Source organism: Shewanella sp. DC2-4 (assembly GCF_013248875.1).
Classification (GTDB): Bacteria; Pseudomonadota; Gammaproteobacteria; order Enterobacterales; family Shewanellaceae; genus Shewanella; species Shewanella oncorhynchi.
In genome coordinates this window covers 375055-400607 of sequence record NZ_JABRVR010000002.1, presented here as the reverse complement: position 1 = coordinate 400607, position 25553 = coordinate 375055, and the positions used below count along the sequence as shown (strand labels likewise).

The following is a 25553-nucleotide window of genomic DNA, read 5'->3' as shown; positions in this document are numbered from 1 at the left end:
TTTCATGCGCCAGTAATAACAAATCATCCCTATCGCAGCAAGCATTTTGTTTATAAAAAAATAAATGGCAGACAAAATAAATGGCCATCCATAATGAATTATTAGACCGTCGCGGCCAACCTCTTTTGCTCACAGTAAAAGGCACAGTTGAAGCCTTTTATCGTTAAGCTTTAGCGCAAAGAGCAGGATCATAACAACGGCCAATCTGATTGGCCGTTTTTGTTCGCCTATTCTACTTCTGCGGCTAAACCATAGGCCTGGTAAATCTGTTTTACACGGCCCGATGCAGCCATATCAAGCAGCGCCCGATTAAGTTCATCGAAAATAGCAGCATGGGTAGAGTTACGGGACATACCAAAATAATGTTCGATCCGATTCGACTGACGGTAATCGGCATAGCTAAAACGATCGTAACCGAGCTGCTTGAAGGCATTCTCAATGGCGGCACGATCGAGCACCACCATAGTGTCGAAACGCCCCATGATAAACATGCGAGCCATGTTTTCATCATCGGTAGACTCAATTTTACGTAGCGCGGGATCCGTATTAAAACGCTCAAAATAAACTGTGCCCCGTTTAACCCCTACAGTAAGCTGATACAAATCCTCATAGGACTTAATCCGTCCTTCCTCGCCGGCTTTTACGAGAAACAAAATATCGCGAGTCTGAGTGCCGATAGGACCAAGAAACCGTACAAATGCCTCTCGCTCTTCGTCTCGTATCGTGCGCGGCACAATGTCGACCGTGCCTACCCGCAACTCATGAATGCTGCGAGCAAAAGGACGCGCGCTCCATTCGACGCGATAACCGACCTTAGCCGCCGCTTCCTCAAGAATATCCTTTAACGGACTCGTCATAGTATTAGTTCGCTCATCAAGCACCATCTCAGGAGGACGATGCCGAAAATCGGCACGCAACACGTTAGAAAAAGTAGCCGATTGCAGCTCAGCGGCGACAATGATGCCCGCGAAAAAACCACAACCAAGCACACACAAAATTGCGTAAACAGAAGGCAACGAAACAAGGATACTTTTAAAATACATAGAGATACCCGCAAATTTATATGTTGCATTTAGCATAACTCAAAAAATCGAAAACTAAAGTGCATAAAACATTAAAATAAATGGCCATCAATAATGAATCTTAGAGCGTCGCGGCCAACCTCTTTTACTCACAGTAAAAGGCACAGTTGAAGCATTTTATCGTTAAGACGTATGCGTACTGATAATATCGGTACGACTGTTGATGTAGTGGCTAACAAGATGTGACCAATACACTCAAAGACTCATTATTTTTGGCATAAAAGTACTAGCAGCTAACAGATATGTACTTAGCAAGTTACAATGACAATACTAAACAAGGATGTAATGATGAATTCGAATCAATTAATACTTATCGGGCTGGGTTTGGCGATTATCATTTTCGTGCCGCTACTCTTACGCATATTCACTAATCTGCTTATCCCATCTTCAGATAATAACTATCGCTACCGTAAACAAGACGCCCTATTTTCCAGTGCTGAACGATCCTTTCTCGGGATATTAGATCAAGCTGTAGGCGAACAATTCCGAGTTCTGGGCAAAGTGCGTATCGCCGACGTTATCACCCCAGAAAAAGGCATGAACCGCAAACACTGGCAAATTGCCTTTAATAGAATTTCAGCCAAGCACTTCGATTACTTACTCTGCGACAAAAATACACTTGAAGTTATCGCCGCCATCGAACTCGACGATAAAAGCCATAAGCAAACACGTACTCAGCAACGCGACCTCCTCATCGAGCAAGCCTGCGAAAGCGCCAAACTGCCATTAATCCGCTTCGATGCCAAACGCAGCTATCAGCTAGAGCTTATTCGCAGCACTATACATGCAGCCTTACCAGCAAAAACTCACGCTGCTGAAGAGTCGCCAATCATACTGACCGCGGACTAAACATAAACTAAATCCATGAACACTACATATCCTGAGTTTGAGGATGTTAAGCTTGACTCGATTTTTTACCCTTAGCTGCTTTTTGAATTCATGTACATCATGTAAGCGGGCAGCGCTTACTCGTCTAACAGCGCTTGAGATTTAAAGCGGCCTTCCCCAAACGCACCTTTAATACTTGTCTTCACGATTGGCCTTGCGAGCAATTTCTTCAATAAAAAAAAGCATAAGCTAGCTAATACTACTTAGCAGCTCATTCTACTCTGCGAGCAACACGTCAAGTAACATGATTTCACCACAGTTCAAAGTATCAGCATTATCCGGGCAATTTAAAAGCGGTGCTAAAAAATGCAAAAAGATGTGGCTTTACTGGCTTAAATTACAACTGACTCAATTTACTCATGGAGGTAAAGCAGCTTTGACAGGCTTACCTCCATATTATTGATTATTTAGAGATATATTTAACCACAATATCTTACTCGCCGACTATTCGCCTGTTAATGACGATTAAAAAAACCTGTTTCAATAATCTTATCCGCAAAAACTTTATGCACGGCAGTCGTTGGATGAGTGATCCCCCAAAACAGATACTTATCAGAGCCATAGTAGGCGCAATCTTTTGTTAAGCTGTGTGACAACAAATAATCCTTACTACTATCTCTATTGATATCTAAGCAAGCATCTGTGACATTAACAAAACCATACTCTTTAGGATTTTGAATAATTTCATCGAAAATAGAATGAGCATCAAACAACACAAGATCTATACCTTTTGCTTGATACAACAGAGCCTGCTGTTTAATAAAGCCATTGAACTCTTCAATTTTTGATTTTATTTTCACAATATTCTCTTGAGTAGAATACTTGAACTGTGGTGCGCGCGTAGCATCGGGCAACGTGAATAAAATAATATGCTGAGCCCCGCCTTCATCAACTAAACGTTTTAACCCATCACTTAAGTTCTGACTCACATCTTTAACCTCACGATCATAATTCATGAAATCATTAAGGCCAATTTCAAGTGTAAATAACGTATTTGTAGGCTGGTAATTTTTAGCCTTTTTTAAATAATGAAAATAGGATTGTATTTGATGACCTAAACCGGGAATAATCTTATATTCATCAATACCTGCTGCCCCGCCAACAGACCAATTATACAGAGGAATATTCTGTGATTTAGCCAAATATTCCGGCCATACAAATCCATTAGAAAAATGACCTAAAAACCAAGAGTTAGGATTTGGAAATCGCCACTCAGAACCATTAAATAGATTTCCCGTATCAGACAAACTATCACCAAATGCGATAATTTTGTTAATTTTATTCCCTTGTTCCGCCTTATCTTGCGTCCAGATAGTCTGATTAAATGACAATTTTTCATTAGCAGCAAAGAAGGTAATATCTGCGACTTCGTTGCTTGAAACCCCTAATGTATCGACACACCGTTGCATGATTTCATCTTGTGACGTCTCTGTATAAAACATATTTTTACCCGAAAGCTTATGTCTCCAAGCGCCTTGAATAGAATAATATTCATCACTGTCCTTTTGCTTTGCCCACCTATGTTCAGTTGCAGGATTATTATGCGTTTGATCTAATCGATACCAACAACGGATATAAGTATGACTGTGACCAGCTTCCAAATGGTTATCTGGACCATCTGTCTCATCTATATCATCTATCTCATCGATATCCGCAGTTCTAAGCGTTTCCAATATGCTAGTTTTGCTCTCCATATCATCCCCAAACGTTTCATTAGCAGCCCAAGCAGCTGAAAAAGGTAGGGTTAATGAAAAAAATAATAAAGCCTTATTCATACATTTCCTTAACAAAAATAAAATCAACACATATAAATTGGCCATAAAGTTAAAATTGAGAAACCTAGTAATTCAACAGACTAATAAGTTTTGTCACAGCCAATATCAGAATAAATATTAAGTATGGGAGAATAATGATAAAAAACTCAAAAAAATATTATAATTAGTATGTTGACACTTAAAACTGGTCCGATGAGGAAGTATAAAATATCCTTACTAGGGGCAGTTATTTACATGAAGTGATTAATCTTGTTTAACACTTGTGTAGATCTGCAAGTTTAGTAAGTAAAAAGAGCAGTATCTAAAAATGCGACGCGACAAATGATGCCTATCAGATCTTTTCACCAGAGTAATTTGTTTACAAGTTGTTATTTAAAATACGTTTTTGTGATAAACATCATTGATTAAACCGCATAGAGCGGGTTAAAGTGTGACCACAAAGTAAAAAGTGTGACCACTCAGGAAAATGCAGGGCAAACTCGAACTCAATCATCGAGCACGCCATTTAGGGAAGAAGAAGCAAATCAGCAATGTGCGCCCAAACTCTAAGCAGATAAGTCTGCCACCACTTTCCAAAATAATAAGTACATTTTATTAGCGGGTTATGTCATCGGGTTAACTATTGACTCGCATTACTTCAGGGACGTAAATGACCGATTTCAGCAGCATTCTTTTATCCTACGGGATACTTCTCTCTGGCCTTCTTGTCACAGTGGGTGTGATGTATGTGTTGCTCAAACATCGCGATGCAACCGTCAAGTTGCCCGTTGATCGTGAGCAACTGACCCGTATCCCCGCCTATGGCTTACAAGAGCAAATCCATGATCTGCAATTAGATTTAATCGGCTGCATGATGATGGGACTATTGATTGTTTGCCTTCCATTTGCCGCCAGCAGCATCCAAGCGCATATCACAGTCGGAAAATTCCCTTGGTTGTTCGCCTTAACAGGTTTAATAGGAGTAATTTACTTCGGTATTAAAACCTGGAAACTCTTTTCAAAGCTCACCAAATTACGCCTCGGCCATACAGCAGAAATCGCCACAGCCAATGAGCTCATAGGCTTACAAGCATTGGGTTATCAAGTGTTTCACGATGTCCAAGCCGACGGCTTTAACATCGACCATCTCGCCGTAGGCAAAAATGGCGTATTCGCCATTGAAACCAAAGGCCGCCATAAACGGAACAAAGACCTACTCCAAACCAATGGAAATGGCTCAAGCTCTGGTAAAAAAGGTTATCAAGTATTTTATAAAGACGGGCGCTTAAACTTCCCCTCGTGGACAGAAACCAAACCAATCGAACAAGCGCAGCGCCAAGCCCAATGGGTCAGCCAATGGTTAACCAAAGCCACAGGCTCCCCCGTCGCCGCCACCCCAGCCCTAGTATTCCCCGGCTAGTACGTCACAAGCCAATCAAAACCACCGTTCCCGATCCTGAACCACAAACAATTAGTCGGCACTATCCCAACCCTGCGAACCCAAGCCCTTACCCAGCAACAAGTCGACACCATCATCTACCAAGTCGCCCAAAGATGCCTAAGTAAAAGCGAGATTGGGAAATGATGATGGTGAATAAATTTATTCTGACCCCACTGATTTTTACTACTTGCTGATATGGATACAGTTAAAATGGAAAAAGTGTTAGCTAAAGCTCCACCAAAGTCAGCAAAGTACAAGCCTATTGCAATTGAACGAAATTTATTGCCTACACCTGCCTACGACACTTTTTGGAAGTTTGCGGCTGAAAGGCAAAATATATTCGTTAAGCAGTTTCGAGGCATTGGTGATGGAGCTCCTCTTACCAATGACCCAATATTACAAGTTCACAAGTTTACTAATGCCTACAGAGCATGTGACCGAGTTAGTCAATATCTCATTCGGGAGGTCATTTATCGTGACATATTTGATTCGCGCTCGATCTTCTTAAGAATAATTTTGTTCAAACTCTTTAATAAGATTGAAACTTGGGATTTATTAGAAAGTGAATTTGGTACCATTACAGAAGAAAATTTTAGTTCTGAAAAATTTTCGAATTTCTTAGATAAGCAAATGGAAGCAGGCAAAAGAATTTACTCAAATGCTTACATGATGGCTTCGGGTTGTAGAGACTTTAATGTCACCAGAAAACACCAAGCTCATCTTCAACTGTTAGATTTGATGATGAAAAAAAACCTGCCTCATAAAGTTCAAGATTCACTTTCCATGCGAGAAGCTTATGAGAAAATTTTAGCTTACCCGATGATAGGGAAGTTTTTAGCATATCAGTACGTAACAGACATTAACTACAGTACCTTAACTGACTTTTCAGAGAATGAATATACTATGCCGGGTCCAGGTGCTGATGACGGTATTGCAAAATGCTTTTTTTCTACAGGAGGTTATTCAGGCGCAGACGTCATAAAAATAATGACTGAAAGGCAAGAATATGAGTTTGAAAGGTTGAGATTGCACTTTCCTCTGTTGGGTGAAAGAAAGCTACATTACATTGATATTCAAAATTTGTTTTGTGAAACGGACAAGTATTGCCGAATGGCTCATCCAGAAATAAAGGGCATTTCCGGAAGGTCGAGAATTAAGCAAAAATATAACTGTAGTGGCACACTGAATTTGGCCACCTAATAAGAAATGTTATGATCCACTCATAACCCATTTAGGTGACAACATGAATAAAAGTAAACGTGCACGATATAGTGCTGCAATTAAGCTCGAAACCGCTCAATTAGTCATAGATCAAGATTACACACAAGAAGCGGCGGCGAAAGCCATGAACGTGGGTAAATCAACGGTCAGTAAGTGGGTAACACAGCTTCAGGTTGAGCGCCAAGGGCTTGCTCCTAAAGCCTCACCCATGACACCTGAGCAAATTGAAATTAAGGCACTTAAACGTGAAATTGAACGGATTAATCTCGAAAAAGAAATCCTAAAAAAGGCTACCGCTCTATTGATGTCGGACTCGCTGAACAATTCTCGATAATCGAGAAACTCAATCAGAGCAACAAATACCCTATTTCAGTGTTATGCCATGTATTTAACGTGAACCGGAGTAGCTACCGTTATTGGGTGAGCCGTGAACTTGTAGCGACACCTGAACAGCGGATTTTAGAGTGTGAAATCAAAGCAATACACGCTGAAAGCAAACAGTCTGCTGGTGCAAGAAGTATCGCAACAATCGCCTCTGAACGTGGCTTTGCGTTAAGTCGTTATAGGGCGACTCGGTTAATGAAAAAGCTTGGATTAGTGAGCTGCCAACAACCCAAACACCGCTATAAGAAGGCTGAAAATGAGCATGTGACCATCCCTAATTTACTCAAGCGACAATTTGCCGTTGTCGAACCAAACACCGTTTGGTGTGGCGATGTGACGTATATTTGGGCGGGTAATCGTTGGTGTTATTTAGCAGTTGTGCTGGATTTATTTTCGAGAAAAGCCATTGGTTGGGCGATGTCATTTTCACCGGATACAGAGTTAACGGTGAAGGCCTTAGATATGGCCTTTGAATCTCGTGGGAAGCCTAAAAACCTGATATTTCATTCAGATCAAGGCTGTCATTATACCAGCCTGAAATACCGTCAGCGGCTGTGGAAATATCAAATCACCCAGAGCATGAGCCGTCGCGGTAACTGCTGGGATAATGCGCCAATGGAGCGGTTTTTCAGAAGTTTAAAAACGGAATGGCTCCCGACACAAGGCTACAAGAGTTTTAGCGAAGCTAAACAAGATGTGACCGATTACATCATTGGTTATTACTGTGAAGTCAGGCCACATCATTACAATGCAGGATTGAGCCCAAATGAATCAGAGCGACGATTTTGGGAAGATTCTAAAGCTGTGGCCAAATTTAGTTGACCACTACAGTGCTGTATAAAACTCTTGTGTGACAACCCAATGAACCGTTGACAGTAATTCCATGCCGTTCTGAGACTCATACCGGCTTTGTTTCCTAAATCGAGTCAGCGAACAAAACTCTCATCATTGTTCAAATATCAAGCTATATAGTGGGTTTCAGGCATACCTAGCCCAGTAAGTTTGTTCAAAGCCCTAATCATCGCGTAAGTTTCTCCCACCTGAGCGTTATAATTCCGCATGCTCAACGTGCCTCCTAGCAGTTGTTTTATCCTGTACATGGCGGTTTCTGAGATTGAACGGCGATGATAACCATACCGTTTTTTCCACTGCTTATTTGAGCCATGAAGCTGTTGCCAACTGACGGCTAAGTTTCGTGGATGCCCTTGTTCCCATAGCGCAGCACCTTCCCTAGGGGGAATGAGCACTAAAGCGCGTTTTCGACGAACGGCTTCATGACAGGCTTTCGTGTCGTAAGCACCATCACCCGAGATATTGCGGATTTTTCGATGGGTTTGCTTAAGTAAATTGGGCATCACTTCAGCGTCTGTGACACCTGATAAACTGAGTTCTGCGACAATAATTTCATGGCTATGCGTATCTACGGCAATATGCAGTTTACGCCACACTCGGCGCTTTCCATCTGTGCCATGTTTCTTCACTTTCCACTCACCTTCGCCATAGACCTTCAAGCCTGTCGAGTCGATAGCTAAGTGCTCAATGGCGCCGCGAGTCTTGGTTTTAAAAGCAATATTGACCGTTTTCGCGCGTTTACTGATACAGGTGTAATGCGGGCAAGATAATGGGATGTCACCCAGTTTAAACGCCGAATTGATAACGCCCTGTAAGGCTCTCAGTGGCATAGAGAAAATACGCTTACCCATCAATGGTAATAGCTAAGTCGCTAAACACACGAGGACGACCTTTCTTGGGCTGCTCGACCTTGGTTTTCCACTTAGCAATTGCATCCTCATCAATCCAGAAGGTAAGTGAACCGCGGTTGATTAAGGCTGGGTTGTATTGCTTCCTGTTGGTTGTTTTATAGCGAGGTTTTGACACGGTAGATGGGTAAGTTGATAGGCGATGCCGATCAAATCTGCGGCTACGGTTTTAGTTCAACCGATTTAGGAAACAAAGCCACTCATACCCTTCAATTAGCTTAGCGACTCTATCAAAACGCTGTTTAGTGTCAGAATGTTGCGCGAAGAAACCTAAAGCCTCCTTGGCGGCATCATTTTTGAGAACAATAGGTGTCTGTAGTGGCCAGCGCTGTATTTAGACTGGCAAATCGCAAAAGAAAAGCGACCAGCTTAATGGTCGCTTTGTGGGGAACTTTAATGTAAATCTATTGATTGCCTAGCAGTTGAAGTTGCTTTTCCAAGCAACTCGATTTCTGTGCCACTTTGATGGAAATCAGAAGGCCAAGAATAGTGCCGATTTTGTCTTTGAAGTCAGCACTGGCAGCCCACTGAAGAGGGAGCATGATGTACAGTCCTTTATCTTCGACGAGCTCTATCCGAGCTCCTTCAGGAAAGTCTTTCTGGATTGAAAGCAAGTTGATGGCCAACTGCCCTTTGAGCTTCTCCATACCTTTTCCGCTGTGCGCGTCTATAATCCGCCAAGCTAGCGTACTATCAGGCTTGTACTCAAGTGTCAAATCAAAACCGGCCATAGGTTTCACGCCACCCACCTTAAAGGTATTCTCTGAGCAGTTTGCTAGACAAGTTTCCTGTTCCAATGAATACTCGGTATCGGCAGTTTTCTCTTCAACAGGAGATGTGTCAGATTGTTGTTCTGAGGCCCCTAAAACAGGGTTATATAAACTTGCGCTTAAGTCGTGCAATTGTGCTTTGCAATTGATCTGTTTGCGCTGCTCTGCACTCAGATAGCTATATCCGGTTCTTGCACTGATAAACAAATCGGCCAAAGCGTAGACTTTTTCGCCCAGTTTTTCACCTAGTTGTGATTTCATGCTATCAATGTTTTTCTGCTCCGGGTTCAAGAAAACAAGTGTCATGGCTCTTAATATAATGTTGCTGTCGTCGGTATAGCTTAGGGGGACATCTTCATTGTTTATCAGCTTCCTAGCAGTCTCGCCCCACACATTCACTGCTTGTTGTGCATCAGGGTTGTATTCCAACTCTTTTTTAAAAACATAAATAATTTCATCTTGTTGCCAGCCATTATCTATGTCGAAATTACTGCATATTTTAAAGAAGATGACAGCTATCGCCAGATGGGTAGCATCATCGGTATAGAGTGACATGATGCGGTTTAACACGCCCTCTGCATCACCTTTGAGTTTCAGTATTTCATCACCACATTGTGGGTGAGTAATAATAGCCTTTTGAGCTGCAATCGTAATGGCATCATTCAGTGCCACCTTCTGGGAAAAACTGTACCTATCTATGGCTTCAGGCGGTGTTATTTCTATAGTGACAAGCTTACTGTCATGAGGATTTTCCAGTACGTACAAGTCACTATCGCTCAGTTCATAATTCTGAAAGTTTTTGTCTGTAAATGATTCAAGACTGTCTTTACTGGTGAAACCAATTTTTTTGATATTTGTAACTGACTGAAATAAACTTACATTAAACTCATTAAGTCCAATAACAGTATCGCTATCACTGACTTTATTCTGTCCGAGCATTGCTTTCAGTGTCTCTGCGTCAAAAACTTTTTCGCCGTTCACATCGTGACAGCACTCTAATGGCAAAATATCGTAGGTTAGAACATAACGACTAAGATAGCGTTTTGATAACATTACATAAAACAATGTATCGGCGTCATTTACCATTATATTTGTTCTCTATATTCGACCAGACCGCTGACGCGGCTTGGAAAATGTTCAAAAAATGCATGGTTTGCATCCGTATCACCATTGCATAGGAAAACAAGTTCATTACGTGCTCTTGAACACATAACGTATAGGTTCATTTTAAAGGTTGTCTGGTCACGATCGTCAACAGAAAAGGACTGTAACTGGGGAATATACACAGAATCAAATTCTAAACCCTTGCAGCTTTTTCTATGGATAACAGTAACGACACCTTGCGTGTCAAACTGCAATTCTTCACTACATAGATAGTCTCGGCTACTGTATGTCTGCACATGATAGCTAGACAGTCTTCTTGAGATTTCCCGCGTGAACAGCTCTCGGTCTGTGTCCTTATCTACGATAACCCCAACTTCTACGGCGGCCCTGTTCCTGAGCGAACGACAGATATATTCAATCTGTGCTTCAGTGTTTGCCGTAGATACCAGAATGGGTTGGTTGCCTTGGCGATTTGGCAGTTTGGGCATGCCGGTTTCAAGGCCTACGTAAAAATGGCTTGCCACTTTTGCAATCTGATAAGTATTGCGGAAGTTGACGGTGAGCCTGAATTCGCGCTCCGGCTTTGTTGTGATTTTCAGATTTGCTCTTATGTCATCTAGGCTGGAGTTTCTGTTCTCCTCGAGTCGCTGGTTTTCATCCGCGAGGACTGTAACCCCTCCTTTATCCAATTGTTTTGAAACAAGATTCAGGAATGTAAACAGTTCTGGCTCAAAATCCTGTGCCTCATCAATCACCAGATGCCCCCAGTCGTGCATACTTTCAGGTGGCTGGCTAAGATACAAATCAAGCATCTTCATCCAGTTGTACTGCCACTGCTGTATTTCAGGCGGATCAAATGAGGCTCTTTTCCAAACACCGTATGCTTTCGGGTTGGCGTCATATAGCTCCCGTGGGACAAACCACATGCCTTTCTTTCTGGTTAAGAGGTTGAATTGGCGTTTGTCCCACTCACCACCGACTGCCTTCAGTGCTTCTTTCTCCTGAAATGGGCAGTTAACGTATACCCGTTCGCTCTCATTATTATCGATTCTGTGTTGCTGCCACCACCCCGGCAGCCAGCTGTGCATTGTTTTGGACTGAACATTCCCTTGTATACAAGAGGCAATGTGTTCGGTATACCGCCTTAATACTCGGTTGAACATTAAGACGGTAACATCAATATTTTTCTTTGCGAGAATCTGAGCACGCAGAAATGCGATAACCGTCTTTCCTGTCCCAGGAGGACCAGAGACAAGGATGCTACCATCGATGGGAGCATCCTCAAAAATGTCCAGCTGTTCCTCGCTGAGTTGACGAATGTTAGGCATTCTCATCTAACTCAATGCCTCTTGTGCTGCAGTGACTATATCCGTGAAAAAACCTTCATATTCGTCATTTCCAATCAGGATTTTCCGGTCCAGAAGCAGGTTGTTATTTTCACAGCTTGTTTCAGAGATGATGGAACATGAATGACAGGCCGCTTGGTTCAGCCCCATAATCCCTGTATCTTGTTTTTCACTGCACACAGGGTCATTTGAACACCAATGTGCTGCTTCCAAGGCGGCCAGTAGCGCCGGAAATAGTCTGTTAGCTTCACCCTGCTGCACTAGGCCGCCGAGACTTCCTTCAGAATCACCATCTGCCGTGTATATAAGAAGACCTGCCTGCCCGTCCGCTGCGTATATCCGTTCTCTCAGAGAGCCACTTGAATACCCACTCTCAAAACTTAACTGGCGAATAAGTATATGAGCCAGTGTGTGAAGGATCAGGAATTTCACGTTTGGTTCTGGCAGGTAGGTGGAGCTAAGACTCGCATGATTTTTCTGTAACGTGGCAATACGCTTTTTCAGTTCAGGGGCCATATGGTTCTCCCAAGCACTGAGCACATTGCTGTTTACTTCGATGAATATTCCTTCACCATAGACTTCAGTGGCCGGAAGCCAAGAATGAGTAATGGTCGCAGTTTTCGGACTGACAGAGGTATTGCCCGGAATAACCCGTTCAAAACCACAGAATGCGCGGACTTCGCGTAGCTTTTCAAGCAGGACTACACGACGAAATACATTCTCGAATCCGAACGTGTGATTGTCAGCCCATTTGGCTACTTTCGCTTTGAACGTCTCAGTCTCTTTCGTTTCAATGCTTTCTGATGAAAAGAGCTCCCATTCAGCGACTCTCAGATCTTCATCTTTGGGTATTTTGAACGTTCGTTCTTCCCGCCCTTTACCTTTAACAGCATTAATAACCTGCTCTATCGTTAAATCAAATTCTTCACCAATTTCAGCAGCATAAGCCTGAATCAATCTTTCCTTGCCGCCATCCAAAGCCCTAATAAGCGATTCGAACTCGTTGGACTCTTTGAGCTTTGCATAGATTGAGTTTCCTACACTTCTCCCGCTATGCGGAATGTCTAATGCGGAACGAATGATTGGGTAGTAGAGGTTACTAGCTCCTCGCTGCAATACATTCAGAGGTTCTGGGCACTCTCTGTCGCTGAGTTTTTTACTTTCCCAAGGCTGCTTGTCGTCACACTTAACCCCCATAAGAGCATGCTGGCTCATGATCTCTGTCAGTGAATTCTGACTGCCACACTCAGGGTTTTTACACTCCACGTATAACGCATCCAGTCCACTACCTTTTTCAGGATTTGACAAAAAATACAGTTCCGGGTGCTCGCAGGTATTCTGCTTACTTTTTTTATGAGCCCAGTAAACCCAAGGAACATCCTGGAGATGCCCGTGCTGGCAGGCTGCCACAAAACGCATTGGCGCTAGGACTTTCTGTTTGCATGCACGGTTAGGACAAACAGGTATGCCTTCAGCGTTTTTTTTCCCAGTTTCAGGCTTCCAAAGCTCCATTTTTTTGCAGCGAGGGCAGAACATCCATTTGGGAAAGCGAACTGTCATCAGGGCATTATAGGGGCCTGGCTCTTCTCTTTTATCCTTAATGACCGGTGGTTTTTTTAACGCCCATACACCTGCCTCTCGCGCTAATCGTTCCAGTTTTACCTCTTCCAACCGTTTAGGCCAGTACGAGGGATCTGCGAGTACTAAAGATTCATCGCCTAGCTCAATGATGGCACCAGGACCAAAGGGGGTGATCAGTTGAGAACTGCGGTATGCATGCTTTGAGTCGGCCATTAGTTCTCTCCTCGGATAAACAGATGTGTCTGAGTATCAACATTACGCATTGAGTTAAGTGTGCGCCAAGCTTCTGAATGTGAAGCGTTTTCAAATGATTGAATCAGTGGCTGAAATTGCTTGTCTGCGTCATAATGTGTCAGAGGCTTAGACTTTCGGTTACAGCGATCCTGCCATATACCAATGATTGAATCCAAATAACTCAGCGTTTCTAGCTGTTCGTTCTCTGGTATGCCTTCCATTGCCTGCTCGATGCGTTTCTTCAAGACAGTAGCTATGCTGACAAAGTCTGCGTGAGTGGTGTCCAAATAGCGTGCGCTTTCGTTCTTTCTCAAATAGCCGGTAACTCGGACTGCAGCAATGAGAGAGGCGTGTAATGCACGCTCAAGCGCAGGCTTGGCCCATGGCGTAATGCTGGTAGGCTCGACATAGCGATAGAGCGCCTGATGATAGCTTTTGAACGTCTCGTAGTGTGAGCGATCGCGAGGCTTTGTTGGTGAATATTGAGTGATTACAATGCCTGGGGGGCGCTTTTTACTTCGTCCGACTCGGCTGGAAGCCTGAATATACTCTGCGGTAGATTTTGGCTGACCGGTAATAACCATCATGCCAAGTCGCTCAATATCGACACCAACAGAAATCATATTGGTGCACGGCAAAATGTCGACAGCGTCAGGAACGGTTTTACTGAGGTTTTCCAATACTTCAGGGATTTTTGCCCCCTTTACGCCAGCACTGAGCTCTTCGACACTGTTTATTACTCGAGTATCATGCTTGTTCTTTGATATAACCTTGATACGTTCCGGAATATCATCCCTTCCTAGGGTCATGGTTTTGCCCAGTTCGCGCCGGCTGTTGTGATAGATAGGCAGCGTCCAGTAACTGTCCAGCAGCATATTATCAAAGCCTAGCTCATAGGGTGCCAGCAGTGCTGCTGCACTGGTCTGGATCAGTGATGTCTGCCCAGTATGACCGGATGGCATTACTCCAACATACATACGGCCAGGTTTGCTTTGCTCTTCCTTGGAAAAAAATGAGTCCGCCTGATCGGTACCGGAAGGTGGAAACACATTGACCTTGCGACCAAACAGTCTGACGCTTTGCTGGTTTGCCGCGCGGATGGTTGCGGTAGCAGCAATAATTTTGGGCTTTTGGCCAAGCACTTCCATGATGGTATCAAACCCCGCCTCATAAATGCCGGCTATTGTCCCTAGGGGCCCAGAAATAAGATGCAACTCATCCTGAATGATCAGGCTGGGTGGAAGTACCTTTCTGTCACCAAAAAACGCGGCAGCCTCGGCTTTCCATGTCAGGCGAGCAAATTTATCGATCGTGCCAATCAGAAGGCTAGGAGGGGTACGATACAGTGCATCGTCGACAACCTGTATTGGCAGATGATCGTGAAAATCGCAAGTTTCGTTTGGGCAGAAGAATTCAAACTTGCTGTCAGGGTTGGCGCGAATCCCATAAGCATTATCATCTGAGGTGTAAGCTTTTGGTATTATTTCAGTGCCACACCACGGGCAGTGCTGGAGCTGAAAGCAGTTCTCGGGTTCATGGTCGTCACGTGCTAAGACAAACTTACCGTGCGCATCTTTAAAGTTGTTTGGAGTGCTTCCTTCTCCGGCCCAGAGCCCCAGAGAGAAGTGGCTATCTCCCAGCCTTTCGTCACTTTTGCGCATTTTGTCCAGAGCACAAATAAGACTCCCTGCCCTCTGGAATTGCTGAGATGTCAGTAGTCGAAGCGTATAGCGCTTTATCACTGCTGTTCCCGCCCCTTTCTCCCCTTTTGTCAGACGGCGGTATATCAATTCCCATGCTGCTACAGCCAGATAAGCTTCCGTTTTACCGCCCCCTGTCGGGAACCACAGAAGATCCACCTCATCATGGGATTTAGCGTATTTTCCGGTTTCATCAGGAATAAGGGACTCGAGAACAAGCAACTGGAATGCCAGTTGAAAGGGACGCCATCTGAAGTTTGCTACTACTTCTGAGGAAAAATAGTCAGGCTGCTCAAAGGCGACATCCCTAGGTTTGGACTCGCCGGCATATTTTTTACCGCTATGGATCATCTGCATCAGCATCGCTTTGTTTGCCATTCGGAACGCTTCCATGGCAACCGGTGACTGTTGCAGTCGGGATACCCCGTTTTCCATCCGATGAGCGGCATTTTTCAGTCTCTGAATAATGCGCTCTTTTGCTGCAAGATATCGCTCGTCAAGCAGCTCACCATCCAGTTCGTAGATCCATGTCCGGTAAACATTGATCAGTTGCTGGTAACCGGCAAGAAGCTGAGAGTCAGTGGCTGCGTCAGTATCAGCTATTCGCGTTATGCTAAGAATGCTAGGATCAAGGTCGGGATACTTTTCCTGATCGATATCTGTGCTGAAGTCCTTAACCTCATGAGTGGGCATTGTCTCAGTATAAAGTGAGGTCGGGTAAGATCCTTCATCAAAGGACCAGTCTACTGCGACTCCATGCCCCACAGCCCATGGGATGCGCTTTCTGTATGTCAGGTTCAGCTCCTGCTGTTCATCATCAAGTTTGAACCTGTCACTGCAGGGGTACTCACGAATATTTCCTTCCAGCACCGAAACATGGATACCACATTGATAAAGACATTGCTCAGGATCGAGTCGCTCTCCAGAACTCGCGTTATTTGACAGTGCAATCGTGACAATTTTACCTGTAGCCAATGTCCTGACTTTTATATCCAAACGGCCACGCCCATCAAATATCTCTATCTTTCGGTTCGTCAGTGAGTCTAACTTTTCTTCATGCAGAAGCTCATAACGTTGCCAAGCCGGCATATTTCCTTTGTAGTAACGGCCTGCTGAAATACTCAGCTTTAAGGATGTGTTTGCCTGCATAGCAAATGACATTGCCATTGAAGACGGCTTAAAGTCATTGGCAAGCGCTTCGGTTGTTGAATCCTCATCCTTATCATCATTGCTATCATCTACACATGCGGCGGAAGGGAAAAGCGTCCCCATCAGATAACGTTTGTGTGGTGCATCCTTTAATATTTCCTCTGCACCGTCAACTGGGCCTATAAGCTGTTGTTTTAAAAAATTAATCAGAGCAAGCCTTGCTTCAGTAAACTCGTTCATTAGAACTCTCTGCATTCCTATGGCTGTTACAGCTTTCTTCCTGATGAAGGGGAAAATCTATAAGGCAAATTTTTATACTGTACACTAACTAATTGTTTAAAATTAGTGCGTTATATTGTACTGATAATATCAATTTTTTCCTAATGATTGATATTGTTAGTATTAAATATGCTAGCTTGCTAACGTGTTAAAGAGGGGGAATAGGAAGTTTCAATTTGATAATATGTATACTGACAAGAAAAATGGGCGTATTTACACCCATTTTTTCAAGAAAATTAAGCCCCTAGGCCACATCCACTTGCAAGGTTTTGATTTTTTCAGCGACTTTAAGTGTAGAAACCATTTTTTCTGCAACCGCTTCAATGACCTTCACGCAAACCGAGTTTCCAAACTGTTTGTAGATCTGTCCTTGCGACACAGCATCAACAATAAAGTTCTCTGGGAATCCCTGAAGCCTTGCACACTCCCTTGGAGTTAGCTTTCTGGGATTTTTATCAACTTCAGTTTGGTCAATGAGAATTTCAGAACCGTCTTTGTAGTATCTGGCACTTATTGTATTTGTGTATTCGCTGTCGGCATTGTAAAGCGTATAGCCAAATCCATTCCCCTTATTCTCGTGCTCTTTCTTGCGTTTCCTATGGCCAGCCCATAACTTATCTGAAATGGTGTAAACATCTTTTCTATGTTTAGCTTCATCAGCCATCAGTTCAGCACGAGTTTGGAGAATGTCACCGACTCTGGTTGGCGTGCACTGTGGTGTTGGCCACTTGAAAATTTCATTGAAATCCAAGTCACCAAAGTAATCTTTATCAAACCCTACAATGAAGATTCGCTCTCGGTTTTGCGGCGCGCCAAAGTCAGCTGCACGAAGAACTTTAAAATCAACCCAGTAATTTAATTTTTGGGTAAGTGCATTTCGTGCTTCCTCGCTAATAGGGATATCTTTAGGAAGCTCTTGATTATTGTTGCCCTTTAAAATGTCAACAATTGTCTTGAGAGTTCGGCCTTTATCGTGCCCCTTTAACTGCTTAACGTTTTCAAGTAAAAAAGCTTTGGGTCTTTTTTCTACCAGTATTCTTTGAATTTCAAAAAACATTGTCCCACGGGTATCACTGAAGCCCTGTTTCAGTCCTGCCTGAGAGAAGGCCTGACAAGGGAAACCACCAAGTAATACATCGTGGTCTTCGATATCGGCAGCCTTAATCTGTGTAATATCCCCATTAGGCATTTCACCATAATTTGCGAGATAGGTTTTTTGCGCGAATTTATCCCATTCAGAAGTAAATACACATTTACCACCAAGCCTCTGAAAAGGAAGACGAATACCACCGATTCCTGCGAATAAATCAATGAATTTAAATCTGTTATTGAATGCAGGATCTTGCCTGAAAGGTGCGTTTTCAAGGTGAGCTTTCATTACTCTTTCTAGCTCTAGAATTGCGTTCCACTTAACGGAAGTAGGGACATGCTCTGCTTCTTCCCACCCTCTGACAGTCCTCTCTCCCGTCGATGACATCCCCAACAAATTTGCGAATTCTGTGCGTCCAAGCCCGAGGTTTTCTCTTATGTTTCTGATATATTCAGATTTTGATTCGAATGATGTAGTCATGTCTTAAATTTCTGCGTCTACTTATCCGGTTTTAATCCTGGATGTTAACACTGTATATTAAAACAGGCAAGGAACTGCTGTGCTAAAAGATCTTAATGAGTTAATTACTAGATGTCGTAACACCTTCGACACAATCCCATCTAAATCAGACATTTTCATAAATGCTGAATTGAAGGCTATTTTACAACCAGCACTTGAGCAGGCGGAAAATGGTTCTACGTTTGAATTAAGCGCTTACTCTATAAGGCTTATAAATAACAAAGGCTTAAGAGCAGATATACCTTCATCGTGGCTATGGTATGGATACGCATTCAGAGATTTAAAAGAAGCTTTAAACGAATATAGGGTATTTGTAACGAGTTTAAAGGACTATTTGAAAAAAACTAAAGGCTACAGTACCGACGACATAAATAGTGTTTTGAAACTATGTCCCAGCCAAGGTTTCTTGCAAAACTCATCTCCCATCATGGAAGATTTAAATGGTTACATTTTGAGCAACTATAGTACTCAAGAACAAATTTACATTAATAAACTACTATCTGATAGAGACTGGTGGTTTAAACCGTTGATCTCATCTGAGCAAATGAATGGTAAAACATTAGATAGAACTGATACATACAATTCATCTCTATATTTGGCTGCTCGAGTAATTGTTGCAAACTCAGATCGCTTATACACAATAGCTGAGGCATTTGTCATTTCGCAGGATCTTACTCGCTATTTTGATTCTTTAGACCCAAGTTTGCTTGTTCCTGTTCATATCGATTCAACTGCAGTTTCACTGCCCACAACTAATCCGAAAGGTGGTACTAACAGAATTTATTATGGTGCTCCGGGAACCGGTAAGAGTTATAAGATAAAGGCTGAAATTAGTCAGGCTAAACAGATCAGAACGGTGTTTCATCCAGATACGCAGTACTCAGATTTTGTGGGCTCTTTAAAACCCAAAACAGCGACCAGTAGCTTGGGTGATCCAATAATTACGTATGAATTTCGTCCAGGTCCATTTACTAAGGCATTCATTGAAGCTGAAAAGCTAAAAAGTACATCGGCTCCTGTGTACTTAGTCATCGAGGAAATAAACCGAGCTCCAGCTGCTGCCGTTTTTGGCGAATTATTTCAGTTACTCGATCGTAAAGCTGATGGAAGCAGTGAATACGAAATTGAGTTATCTGACCCAGATATGCTTGAGTACATCAACAGTCAATTACCAACCCCTGTAACTAGCTTGTCACTACCTTCAAACTTATTTTTGATGGCAACGATGAACAGTAGCGACCAAGCTGTAAAACCTATGGATACTGCATTTAAACGCAGGTGGAGCTTTGAATACATACAGATTGACTACTCAAAAGCTACCCAAGGGCAGCTTATCGTTCCATTGTCTTCAGGTACTGTTAGTATTGAATGGGCTACATTTGCAAAGATCATTAACCTACGCTTGCAAAACCTAGGAGTCCCAGAAGATCGCTTGCTCGGTCATCGTTTCCTTGCTGAAATAGAGTTGTCTACGCCAGAAGCTGCAATAAATTCTTTATGCGGAAAGTTGTTTGTTTATTTATGGGATGATGTTCTTCGTCATGGTCGAAGAGAAGAAATTTTCAACATTGCTGACTACGGTACTTTTGGTGATCTAGTTAGAGGTTATAAGGATAACTGTTCGGTGTTCTGTGAAGAGCTTGAGGAGGATTTCAGCTCAGCAGTTGATCTCATTGCTGGAGTTTCAGAGCCGGAAGAAACTGCAGAAAATGAGTGATTCTGAATTCGCGTTTGAAATTTTTAATGACCGAGCATTATTAAGTAGCTTGCCTAAAGAGCTCTTTTGCTCAATGAAAGAAAAAGGGTTGATTCCCCACGGCAGTGTATACGTGCATTTTTGCGGGTTGATAACCTATGCGAGTATTACTGCCATATTTTTGCCACGTAACAGTAAGATTAGTAGTAGTTTGAAACGCCCTGAATTAGCTCGTAATTTATTAAAGGCTATTCAGCGATATAAGTTATCCGCAGACGCTGCTACTGAGACAGCTGATAATGGCAAAGAAATCGTTGGCAGTGACAGTATATCATTGATTGTAAAACTGCTTGATGACTTCGTCCTTAATGGTATTTATGCACAGAGGATCGAAGAACACAGACTTAACCTAGGCAAGACGGACTGGAAAAGAACCATTAATCAGAGAACCGCATTTATCATTAGTGACAGCGTCTTTTATCCTGATGTGATTGGTTCAAGAAAGTTAGTCGATCAAAATAGCGACATAAGTAGAATTCATGCTCAGATTGTTAGAGAAATCTGCAATAAGGCCGGTTGGATAGCGTTCCCAAAACCAGATGTACCGTTACAGGAGTTATCATCAATACCGAGTATTTCGTATGGTATTGAGACCCAAATACAGATGTTGAATAGAGAGCTTTATATGTCTTATTCAGATCGAGACATTTCCCTTTTGAAAGGGTTAATTCAATATCTGGAGAAGAAACGTGGTGATGATAGCAGCGATTTAGTCATAGGGATCCGAGAGTGTCACGGCTTCTGGGAAAGAATGTTAGATTGCTGCCTGATGCACAAAGAAAGCGTTAATCATCGACTTCTCGCTCCATTATTCAAAATTTCTGGCAACTACATTTTAGCTTCAGCTAAAGGACAGCGAACAGATACAGTTTTAAAACATCCTACAGCTCAAAAGTATGTCATTGTAGATGCAAAGTATTACAGCGCACACAATGTTCGTACATCTCCTCAGTTGTCGGACATTGTTAAGCAGTTCTATTACGCTAAAGCTATGAGCATCCTCGTGGATAATGTAGAGGACATAACAAACATCTTCATATTCCCCGGTAAATCGGGAAATATTCAATCAATACATATGGCTAAGAAGGGGCAAAAAAAGCAGTTCACCGAAAGCGACTGTTTAGACATAGATTACCCTCCTATTCAATGCATCTATCAAGATCCGATTGAATTAATAGAGAATTATTCCAAGGGAAGGTATTTAAAAGATTTGACGCAAAAACTGTTGAAGTGCTTTTAGTCGTCATAGTGGACACTTTGCAAATCGACACGGCTTTGTTTCTAAAATCAAGTTAAGGAGCATGGGCATGTATTTACATACCCATGCTCCTCGTCTTTTGAAACATAACTGGAGTTAAACGCTTTAACTGAGAGGGGGTGCCCCCCCCTGTGTTGTTCATCAGGGCGACAAGACAGGCGCATGCCGGTGAGGGCGATGCGCTTGTCTATACGTCAGTGAGTGCCCAGCTTGAATAGCCTCTGCCATTCAAGTGCTTAATACATCTTGATTGGAGGTGTTATTACAATAGTAACTAGGTAAACTTTGACTTTTGTCCTATCCTAGCTTGTTTTCGGTCGCTCCCTTGGTTTAGTTAGGTTATTTTTTAGTTATTGCTCATAGGCTTACTTATAGAGGGATTCAGCCAAGAAAAAGCATTTCAATCTAACCATGAGGGACATTCTTAGCCTTTGAAGGCGGGAAGTTGTAAGGGATATTCTGAACTTAATGAATGCGCAGTAAAACGGATGTTGGTATGAGCTTAAACGGTTGCACTTTGGGCATCTCGCTCCTCTATTCTTGTTAAAATCCATTCTTGCACTTCACTTTCTACCCATGCAGCAGCTCGGCTACCAAGTGACACCGGTTTGGGAAATGTTCCTTCTGCGATGTACTTGTAGATAGTGGAACGTGCTAGACCAGTGTAGTCCATAACTTTAGTAAGGCGAATTAGTTTCATGATGAGTTTCTCGGTTATTGTCTCATTACATATGCCCTTCTAGTAATTTTTAACTTATTCCTTATTTCCAAATATTTTCAGATATATATCACTCCTAAGCATAAGCCCACTAACGCTTCCAAGGAGCCTGATATGTCAACAAAAGCGATGTCCTCCCAATCCGTAAAGCCCTGTAGTGGTCAACTAAATTTGGCCACAGCTTTAGAATCTTCCCAAAATCGTCGCTCTGATTCATTTGGGCTCAATCCTGCATTGTAATGATGTGGCCTGACTTCACAGTAATAACCAATGATGTAATCGGTCACATCTTGTTTAGCTTCGCTAAAACTCTTGTAGCCTTGTGTCGGGAGCCATTCCGTTTTTAAACTTCTGAAAAACCGCTCCATTGGCGCATTATCCCAGCAGTTACCGCGACGGCTCATGCTCTGGGTGATTTGATATTTCCACAGCCGCTGACGGTATTTCAGGCTGGTATAATGACAGCCTTGATCTGAATGAAATATCAGGTTTTTAGGCTTCCCACGAGATTCAAAGGCCATATCTAAGGCCTTCACCGTTAACTCTGTATCCGGTGAAAATGACATCGCCCAACCAATGGCTTTTCTCGAAAATAAATCCAGCACAACTGCTAAATAACACCAACGATTACCCGCCCAAATATACGTCACATCGCCACACCAAACGGTGTTTGGTTCGACAACGGCAAATTGTCGCTTGAGTAAATTAGGGATGGTCACATGCTCATTTTCAGCCTTCTTATAGCGGTGTTTGGGTTGTTGGCAGCTCACTAATCCAAGCTTTTTCATTAACCGAGTCGCCCTATAACGACTTAACGCAAAGCCACGTTCAGAGGCGATTGTTGCGATACTTCTTGCACCAGCAGACTGTTTGCTTTCAGCGTGTATTGCTTTGATTTCACACTCTAAAATCCGCTGTTCAGGTGTCGCTACAAGTTCACGGCTCACCCAATAACGGTAGCTACTCCGGTTCACGTTAAATACATGGCATAACACTGAAATAGGGTATTTGTTGCTCTGATTGAGTTTCTCGATTATCGAGAATTGTTCAGCGAGTCCGACATCAATAGAGCGGTAGCCTTTTTTAGGATTTCTTTTTCGAGATTAATCCGTTCAATTTCACGTTTAAGTGCCTTAATTTCAATTTGCTCAGGTGTCATGGGTGAGGCTTTAGGAGCAAGCCCTTGGCGCTCAACCTGAAGCTGTGTTACCCACTTACTGACCGTTGATTTACCCACGTTCATGGCTTTCGCCGCCGCTTCTTGTGTGTAATCTTGATCTATGACTAATTGAGCGGTTTCGAGCTTAATTGCAGCACTATATCGTGCACGTTTACTTTTATTCATGTTGTCACCTAAATGGGTTATGAGTGGATCATAACATTTCTTATTAGGTGGCCAAATTCAGTGTGCCACTACACCCCCAGTGCTAAACCAACCGATCAACCATTGGCCGCAAACTGCCGATGAGGTTCTTGCCTCTGCTGCCAATATCATTGCCGAGCGCTATGTAAAGAAAGACGCCTATACCAACCCTCAAGCCACTAAGGATTTTTTAACTTACAAACTCGGCGGTTATGAACGAGAGGTGTTTGCAGTGATGCTGCTCGATAATCAGCATCAATTACTGGAGTTTAAAGAGTTGTTCTTTGGCACTTTAGATGCTGCTAGTGTCTATCCAAGGGAAGTGGTTAAAGCGGTATTGGCCGTCAATGCGGCAGCGGTGATTTTTGCCCATAACCACCCGTCTGGCGAGTCTGAACCTTCAGCTGCGGATAAGCACATCACCAAACGGTTAACCGATGCACTAGCGCTTATCGATGTGCGTGTACTTGACCATATCGTGGTTGGTCGAACGCCAGTGTCCTTTGCTGAGCGTGGTTTACTCTAGTCAGCGTTAATGCCAACCATTTTCCGAGGAGTCCATCATGATTGAATTTACCGATAGTTTTTCACAGGCCTGTGTTGCCGAGGCCTGCGCCGCGTTTCCGGAATTGCGTAACCGCTTAGCAGTTGAACTAATTTTGCCGATGTTTGTGCGGCCACTTAATGCCATGGGCCAAGTGATTGGCAAGCCGATTGTGGTACCAAATCCAAAGCTGCATAAAACCGTATTGAGTGTGTTTCACCGTGATGTGGTTGAGCACTTACCTAAGGAGATTGCCTTTTGTCGCTATGTATGCCCCTGTGACATTTATGGTGTACCAACAGGTGAATGGCAACGGGTGATCAACGGCGTGTACTTTAACCATGGCAGTAATGAACAGCCTAATTGGAGTGTGCATACCTAAAAACGATTACCAGCCCACTAGCCAGCTGTATTCACCGCTTGTACTAGCCTAGGTATTTATCACCGCTCCCGCTAATCTGCTAACAAGCAAGCCACTCCCTTAGTTTCATCCTTTAACCATTGAGGTCACTATGACAACACTTAAACTTTTCGATATTGAGCACGCCTGGGGCCTGCCCCGTAAAGTGTCTCCCCGCTTTGGTGCGAGACTGATTTTACGCAGCCTACATTTGAATTATCTCCATGACCGCGCAAGCTTTGTCGGTGAATTTCCACCAGCAATTAAACAACAATTTGTCGAGGCCTTTCCCACCATGATTAAACAGCTTGAGCAGCTGGTGGCCAACGGCGAGATTGATGCAACTGAGCAGCACTGCGTTAGCATTGAACACGCAGGCTTTACCTGTGAGGCCGATACCTTAGGCAGCCACGGCTATTTGTATATTACGATTTATCAAACCGAAGATAAACCAAAGCTAAGCCACTGACCACCAGCAACTTCGCCCTCACTCGATAACTTGTTCTAGCTCGTAAGCCTGCACCAATTCCCTAACCGTAAGCACCTTTTCCTAAACCCTAGCTTTAGAGCTCTATCAAGCAGCCTTAGCGACTCATATAAAACCGCTCGACCAATACCCGTTTTATAAACCCAGCCGCATAGACAGCAAAAGCCAAGGCGTGACTGCGCCTTGGCTTTTGCGTATGCCCGTTTTTAAATAAGGAATATCCCATGACATTAACCATCAAGCGTAACCAACAGCCAGCGATGCCCGATCGTTTTTACCAAGTGATTGAAAAGGAACTGGCCAACGTCGATCCAAAAGACGCCAACGCCATCACCCTTAATTTTCGCGATCCTGATTACAGCGCCGAAGCGGGCGGCTTTCATCCCGTCGAAGTCCGGCTTGAGAAACAACTAGATCACTGGCGTTTAGTCTACGTCACCGACTTTGCATTTCGTGGCCATCCTTTCCCTGAACTGATTAAGGACATCGCTATCTGCTTTAACAGCAAACAAGTCTATAGCCTGTTTAGTGGCTGGATTGGTGAGCGGGAATCACAAGGGCTGATTAAGTTATTCAGCGATAACTTTGTTAGTTACTACCAGATGGGAGCCTATCAAGTGCAGGTTAGTTTGGATTAAACCGCATCGTTATTTCAAGATTGTTGAACGCCTGCATGTTCCCGTAACGATAAAACGGGAACACTAAAATCCTTGAACCATTAGGCT

General features: G+C 43.2%; 18 protein-coding genes and 4 pseudogenes. 12 read left to right on the top strand and 10 right to left on the bottom strand.

The features are described from left to right. Window positions 1-98 precede the first annotated feature (98 nt). A pseudogene (locus tag HQQ92_RS02415) lies at window positions 99-167 on the top strand (DUF3297 domain-containing protein); the annotation flags it as partial. Window positions 168-227: 60 nt separating this feature from the next. On the opposite strand, the gene HQQ92_RS02410 reads toward HQQ92_RS02415, so the two are convergent. Next, entirely contained in the window at window positions 228-1043 is an 816-nt protein-coding gene (locus HQQ92_RS02410; RefSeq protein WP_251071007.1) for an ABC transporter substrate-binding protein, read from the bottom strand. Window positions 1044-1143: 100 nt separating this feature from the next. On the opposite strand from HQQ92_RS02410, the pseudogene HQQ92_RS02405 reads away from it, so the two are divergent. Together HQQ92_RS02405 and HQQ92_RS02400 are read left to right on the top strand one after the other, a co-directional pair. Beyond that, a pseudogene (locus tag HQQ92_RS02405) lies at window positions 1144-1209 on the top strand (DUF3297 domain-containing protein); the annotation flags it as partial. A 161-nt stretch (window positions 1210-1370) separates the two neighbouring features. Further along, complete coding sequence (locus tag HQQ92_RS02400; RefSeq protein ID WP_173242834.1) at window positions 1371-1931, top strand: DUF2726 domain-containing protein; 561 nt, start codon at window positions 1371-1373, stop codon at window positions 1929-1931. A 494-nt stretch (window positions 1932-2425) separates the two neighbouring features. Here HQQ92_RS02400 and HQQ92_RS02395 read toward each other — a convergent pair whose 3' ends face one another. Further along, the gene (locus HQQ92_RS02395; RefSeq protein WP_217272603.1) at window positions 2426-3745 is read right to left on the bottom strand and encodes an SGNH/GDSL hydrolase family protein; all 1320 of its coding nucleotides are present in this window, start codon (window positions 3743-3745) and stop codon (window positions 2426-2428) included. A 649-nt stretch (window positions 3746-4394) separates the two neighbouring features. On the opposite strand from HQQ92_RS02395, the pseudogene HQQ92_RS02390 reads away from it, so the two are divergent. The 3 genes and pseudogenes from HQQ92_RS02390 (at window position 4395) to HQQ92_RS02380 (ending at window position 7592) form a co-directional block, all read left to right on the top strand. After that, a pseudogene (locus HQQ92_RS02390) lies at window positions 4395-5309 on the top strand (nuclease-related domain-containing protein). Window positions 5310-5375: 66 nt separating this feature from the next. Next, window positions 5376-6365: a nucleotide kinase domain-containing protein gene (locus tag HQQ92_RS02385; RefSeq protein WP_173242832.1), complete on the top strand. Its 990-nt coding sequence runs from the start codon at window positions 5376-5378 to the stop codon at window positions 6363-6365. A 43-nt stretch (window positions 6366-6408) separates the two neighbouring features. Then, window positions 6409-7592 (top strand): IS3 family transposase gene (locus HQQ92_RS02380; protein WP_113941724.1). Its coding sequence is split into 2 segments (ribosomal slippage): window positions 6409-6667 and window positions 6667-7592, totalling 1185 coding nucleotides; the frame shifts between segments, so codons are not numbered across the junction. Between the two features lie 137 nt (window positions 7593-7729). Here the strand turns inward: HQQ92_RS02380 and HQQ92_RS02375 are convergent. The 6 genes and pseudogenes from HQQ92_RS02375 to dcm all read right to left on the bottom strand — a co-directional run bounded on the left by HQQ92_RS02375 (window position 7730) and on the right by dcm (window position 18263). Then, a pseudogene (locus tag HQQ92_RS02375) lies at window positions 7730-8648 on the bottom strand (IS5 family transposase). 286 nt (window positions 8649-8934) lie between these two features. Beyond that, a complete protein-coding gene (locus HQQ92_RS02370; RefSeq protein ID WP_173242830.1) occupies window positions 8935-10386 on the bottom strand; it encodes a hypothetical protein in 1452 nt (483 codons plus the stop codon). Then, entirely contained in the window at window positions 10386-11732 is a 1347-nt protein-coding gene (locus tag HQQ92_RS02365) for an AAA family ATPase (RefSeq protein WP_217272602.1), read from the bottom strand. Before HQQ92_RS02365 ends, HQQ92_RS02370 begins: the two co-directional genes overlap by 1 nt. Before the next feature lie 6 nt (window positions 11733-11738). After that, window positions 11739-13544, bottom strand: a complete 1806-nt coding sequence (drmB, locus tag HQQ92_RS02360; protein WP_173242826.1) for a DUF1998 domain-containing protein — start codon at window positions 13542-13544, stop codon at window positions 11739-11741. Next, window positions 13544-16654, bottom strand: coding sequence for a helicase-related protein (locus HQQ92_RS02355; protein WP_173242824.1), 3111 nt, complete (start codon window positions 16652-16654; stop codon window positions 13544-13546). Before HQQ92_RS02355 ends, drmB begins: the two co-directional genes overlap by 1 nt. Window positions 16655-16937: 283 nt before the next feature. Further along, window positions 16938-18263: a DNA (cytosine-5-)-methyltransferase gene (dcm, locus tag HQQ92_RS02350; protein ID WP_173242822.1), complete on the bottom strand. Its 1326-nt coding sequence runs from the start codon at window positions 18261-18263 to the stop codon at window positions 16938-16940. 79 nt (window positions 18264-18342) lie between these two features. Between dcm and HQQ92_RS02345 the strand changes: the two genes are divergently transcribed. Together HQQ92_RS02345 and HQQ92_RS02340 are read left to right on the top strand one after the other, a co-directional pair. Continuing rightward, window positions 18343-20019, top strand: coding sequence for an AAA family ATPase (locus HQQ92_RS02345; protein ID WP_217272601.1), 1677 nt, complete (start codon window positions 18343-18345; stop codon window positions 20017-20019). Next, window positions 20012-21298 carry an LlaJI family restriction endonuclease gene (locus HQQ92_RS02340; protein ID WP_173242820.1) on the top strand — a complete coding sequence of 429 codons (1287 nt, stop codon included), beginning with the start codon at window positions 20012-20014 and terminating at the stop codon, window positions 21296-21298. Before HQQ92_RS02345 ends, HQQ92_RS02340 begins: the two co-directional genes overlap by 8 nt. Before the next feature lie 520 nt (window positions 21299-21818). Here HQQ92_RS02340 and HQQ92_RS02335 read toward each other — a convergent pair. Further along, entirely contained in the window at window positions 21819-22016 is a 198-nt protein-coding gene (locus HQQ92_RS02335) for an AlpA family transcriptional regulator (protein ID WP_011920077.1), read from the bottom strand. A gap of 179 nt (window positions 22017-22195) precedes the next feature. Further along, window positions 22196-23379, bottom strand: a protein-coding gene (locus tag HQQ92_RS02330) for an IS3 family transposase (RefSeq protein ID WP_113941724.1) whose coding sequence is annotated in 2 segments (ribosomal slippage) — window positions 22196-23121 and window positions 23121-23379 — 1185 coding nt in all. Because the reading frame shifts where the segments join, the coding sequence is not laid out codon by codon here. A 79-nt stretch (window positions 23380-23458) separates the two neighbouring features. On the opposite strand from HQQ92_RS02330, the gene radC reads away from it, so the two are divergent. The 4 genes from radC (at window position 23459) to HQQ92_RS02310 (ending at window position 25466) form a co-directional block, all read left to right on the top strand. Continuing rightward, window positions 23459-23923 carry a DNA repair protein RadC gene (radC, locus tag HQQ92_RS02325; protein WP_173242818.1) on the top strand — a complete coding sequence of 155 codons (465 nt, stop codon included), beginning with the start codon at window positions 23459-23461 and terminating at the stop codon, window positions 23921-23923. Window positions 23924-23960: 37 nt separating this feature from the next. After that, window positions 23961-24323 carry a hypothetical protein gene (locus HQQ92_RS02320; protein ID WP_173242816.1) on the top strand — a complete coding sequence of 121 codons (363 nt, stop codon included), beginning with the start codon at window positions 23961-23963 and terminating at the stop codon, window positions 24321-24323. A 130-nt stretch (window positions 24324-24453) separates the two neighbouring features. Next, window positions 24454-24810, top strand: a complete 357-nt coding sequence (locus tag HQQ92_RS02315) for a type IV toxin-antitoxin system YeeU family antitoxin (RefSeq protein WP_173242814.1) — start codon at window positions 24454-24456, stop codon at window positions 24808-24810. Window positions 24811-25052: 242 nt separating this feature from the next. Then, entirely contained in the window at window positions 25053-25466 is a 414-nt protein-coding gene (locus HQQ92_RS02310) for a DUF2787 domain-containing protein (RefSeq protein WP_173242812.1), read from the top strand. Window positions 25467-25553 lie beyond the last annotated feature (87 nt).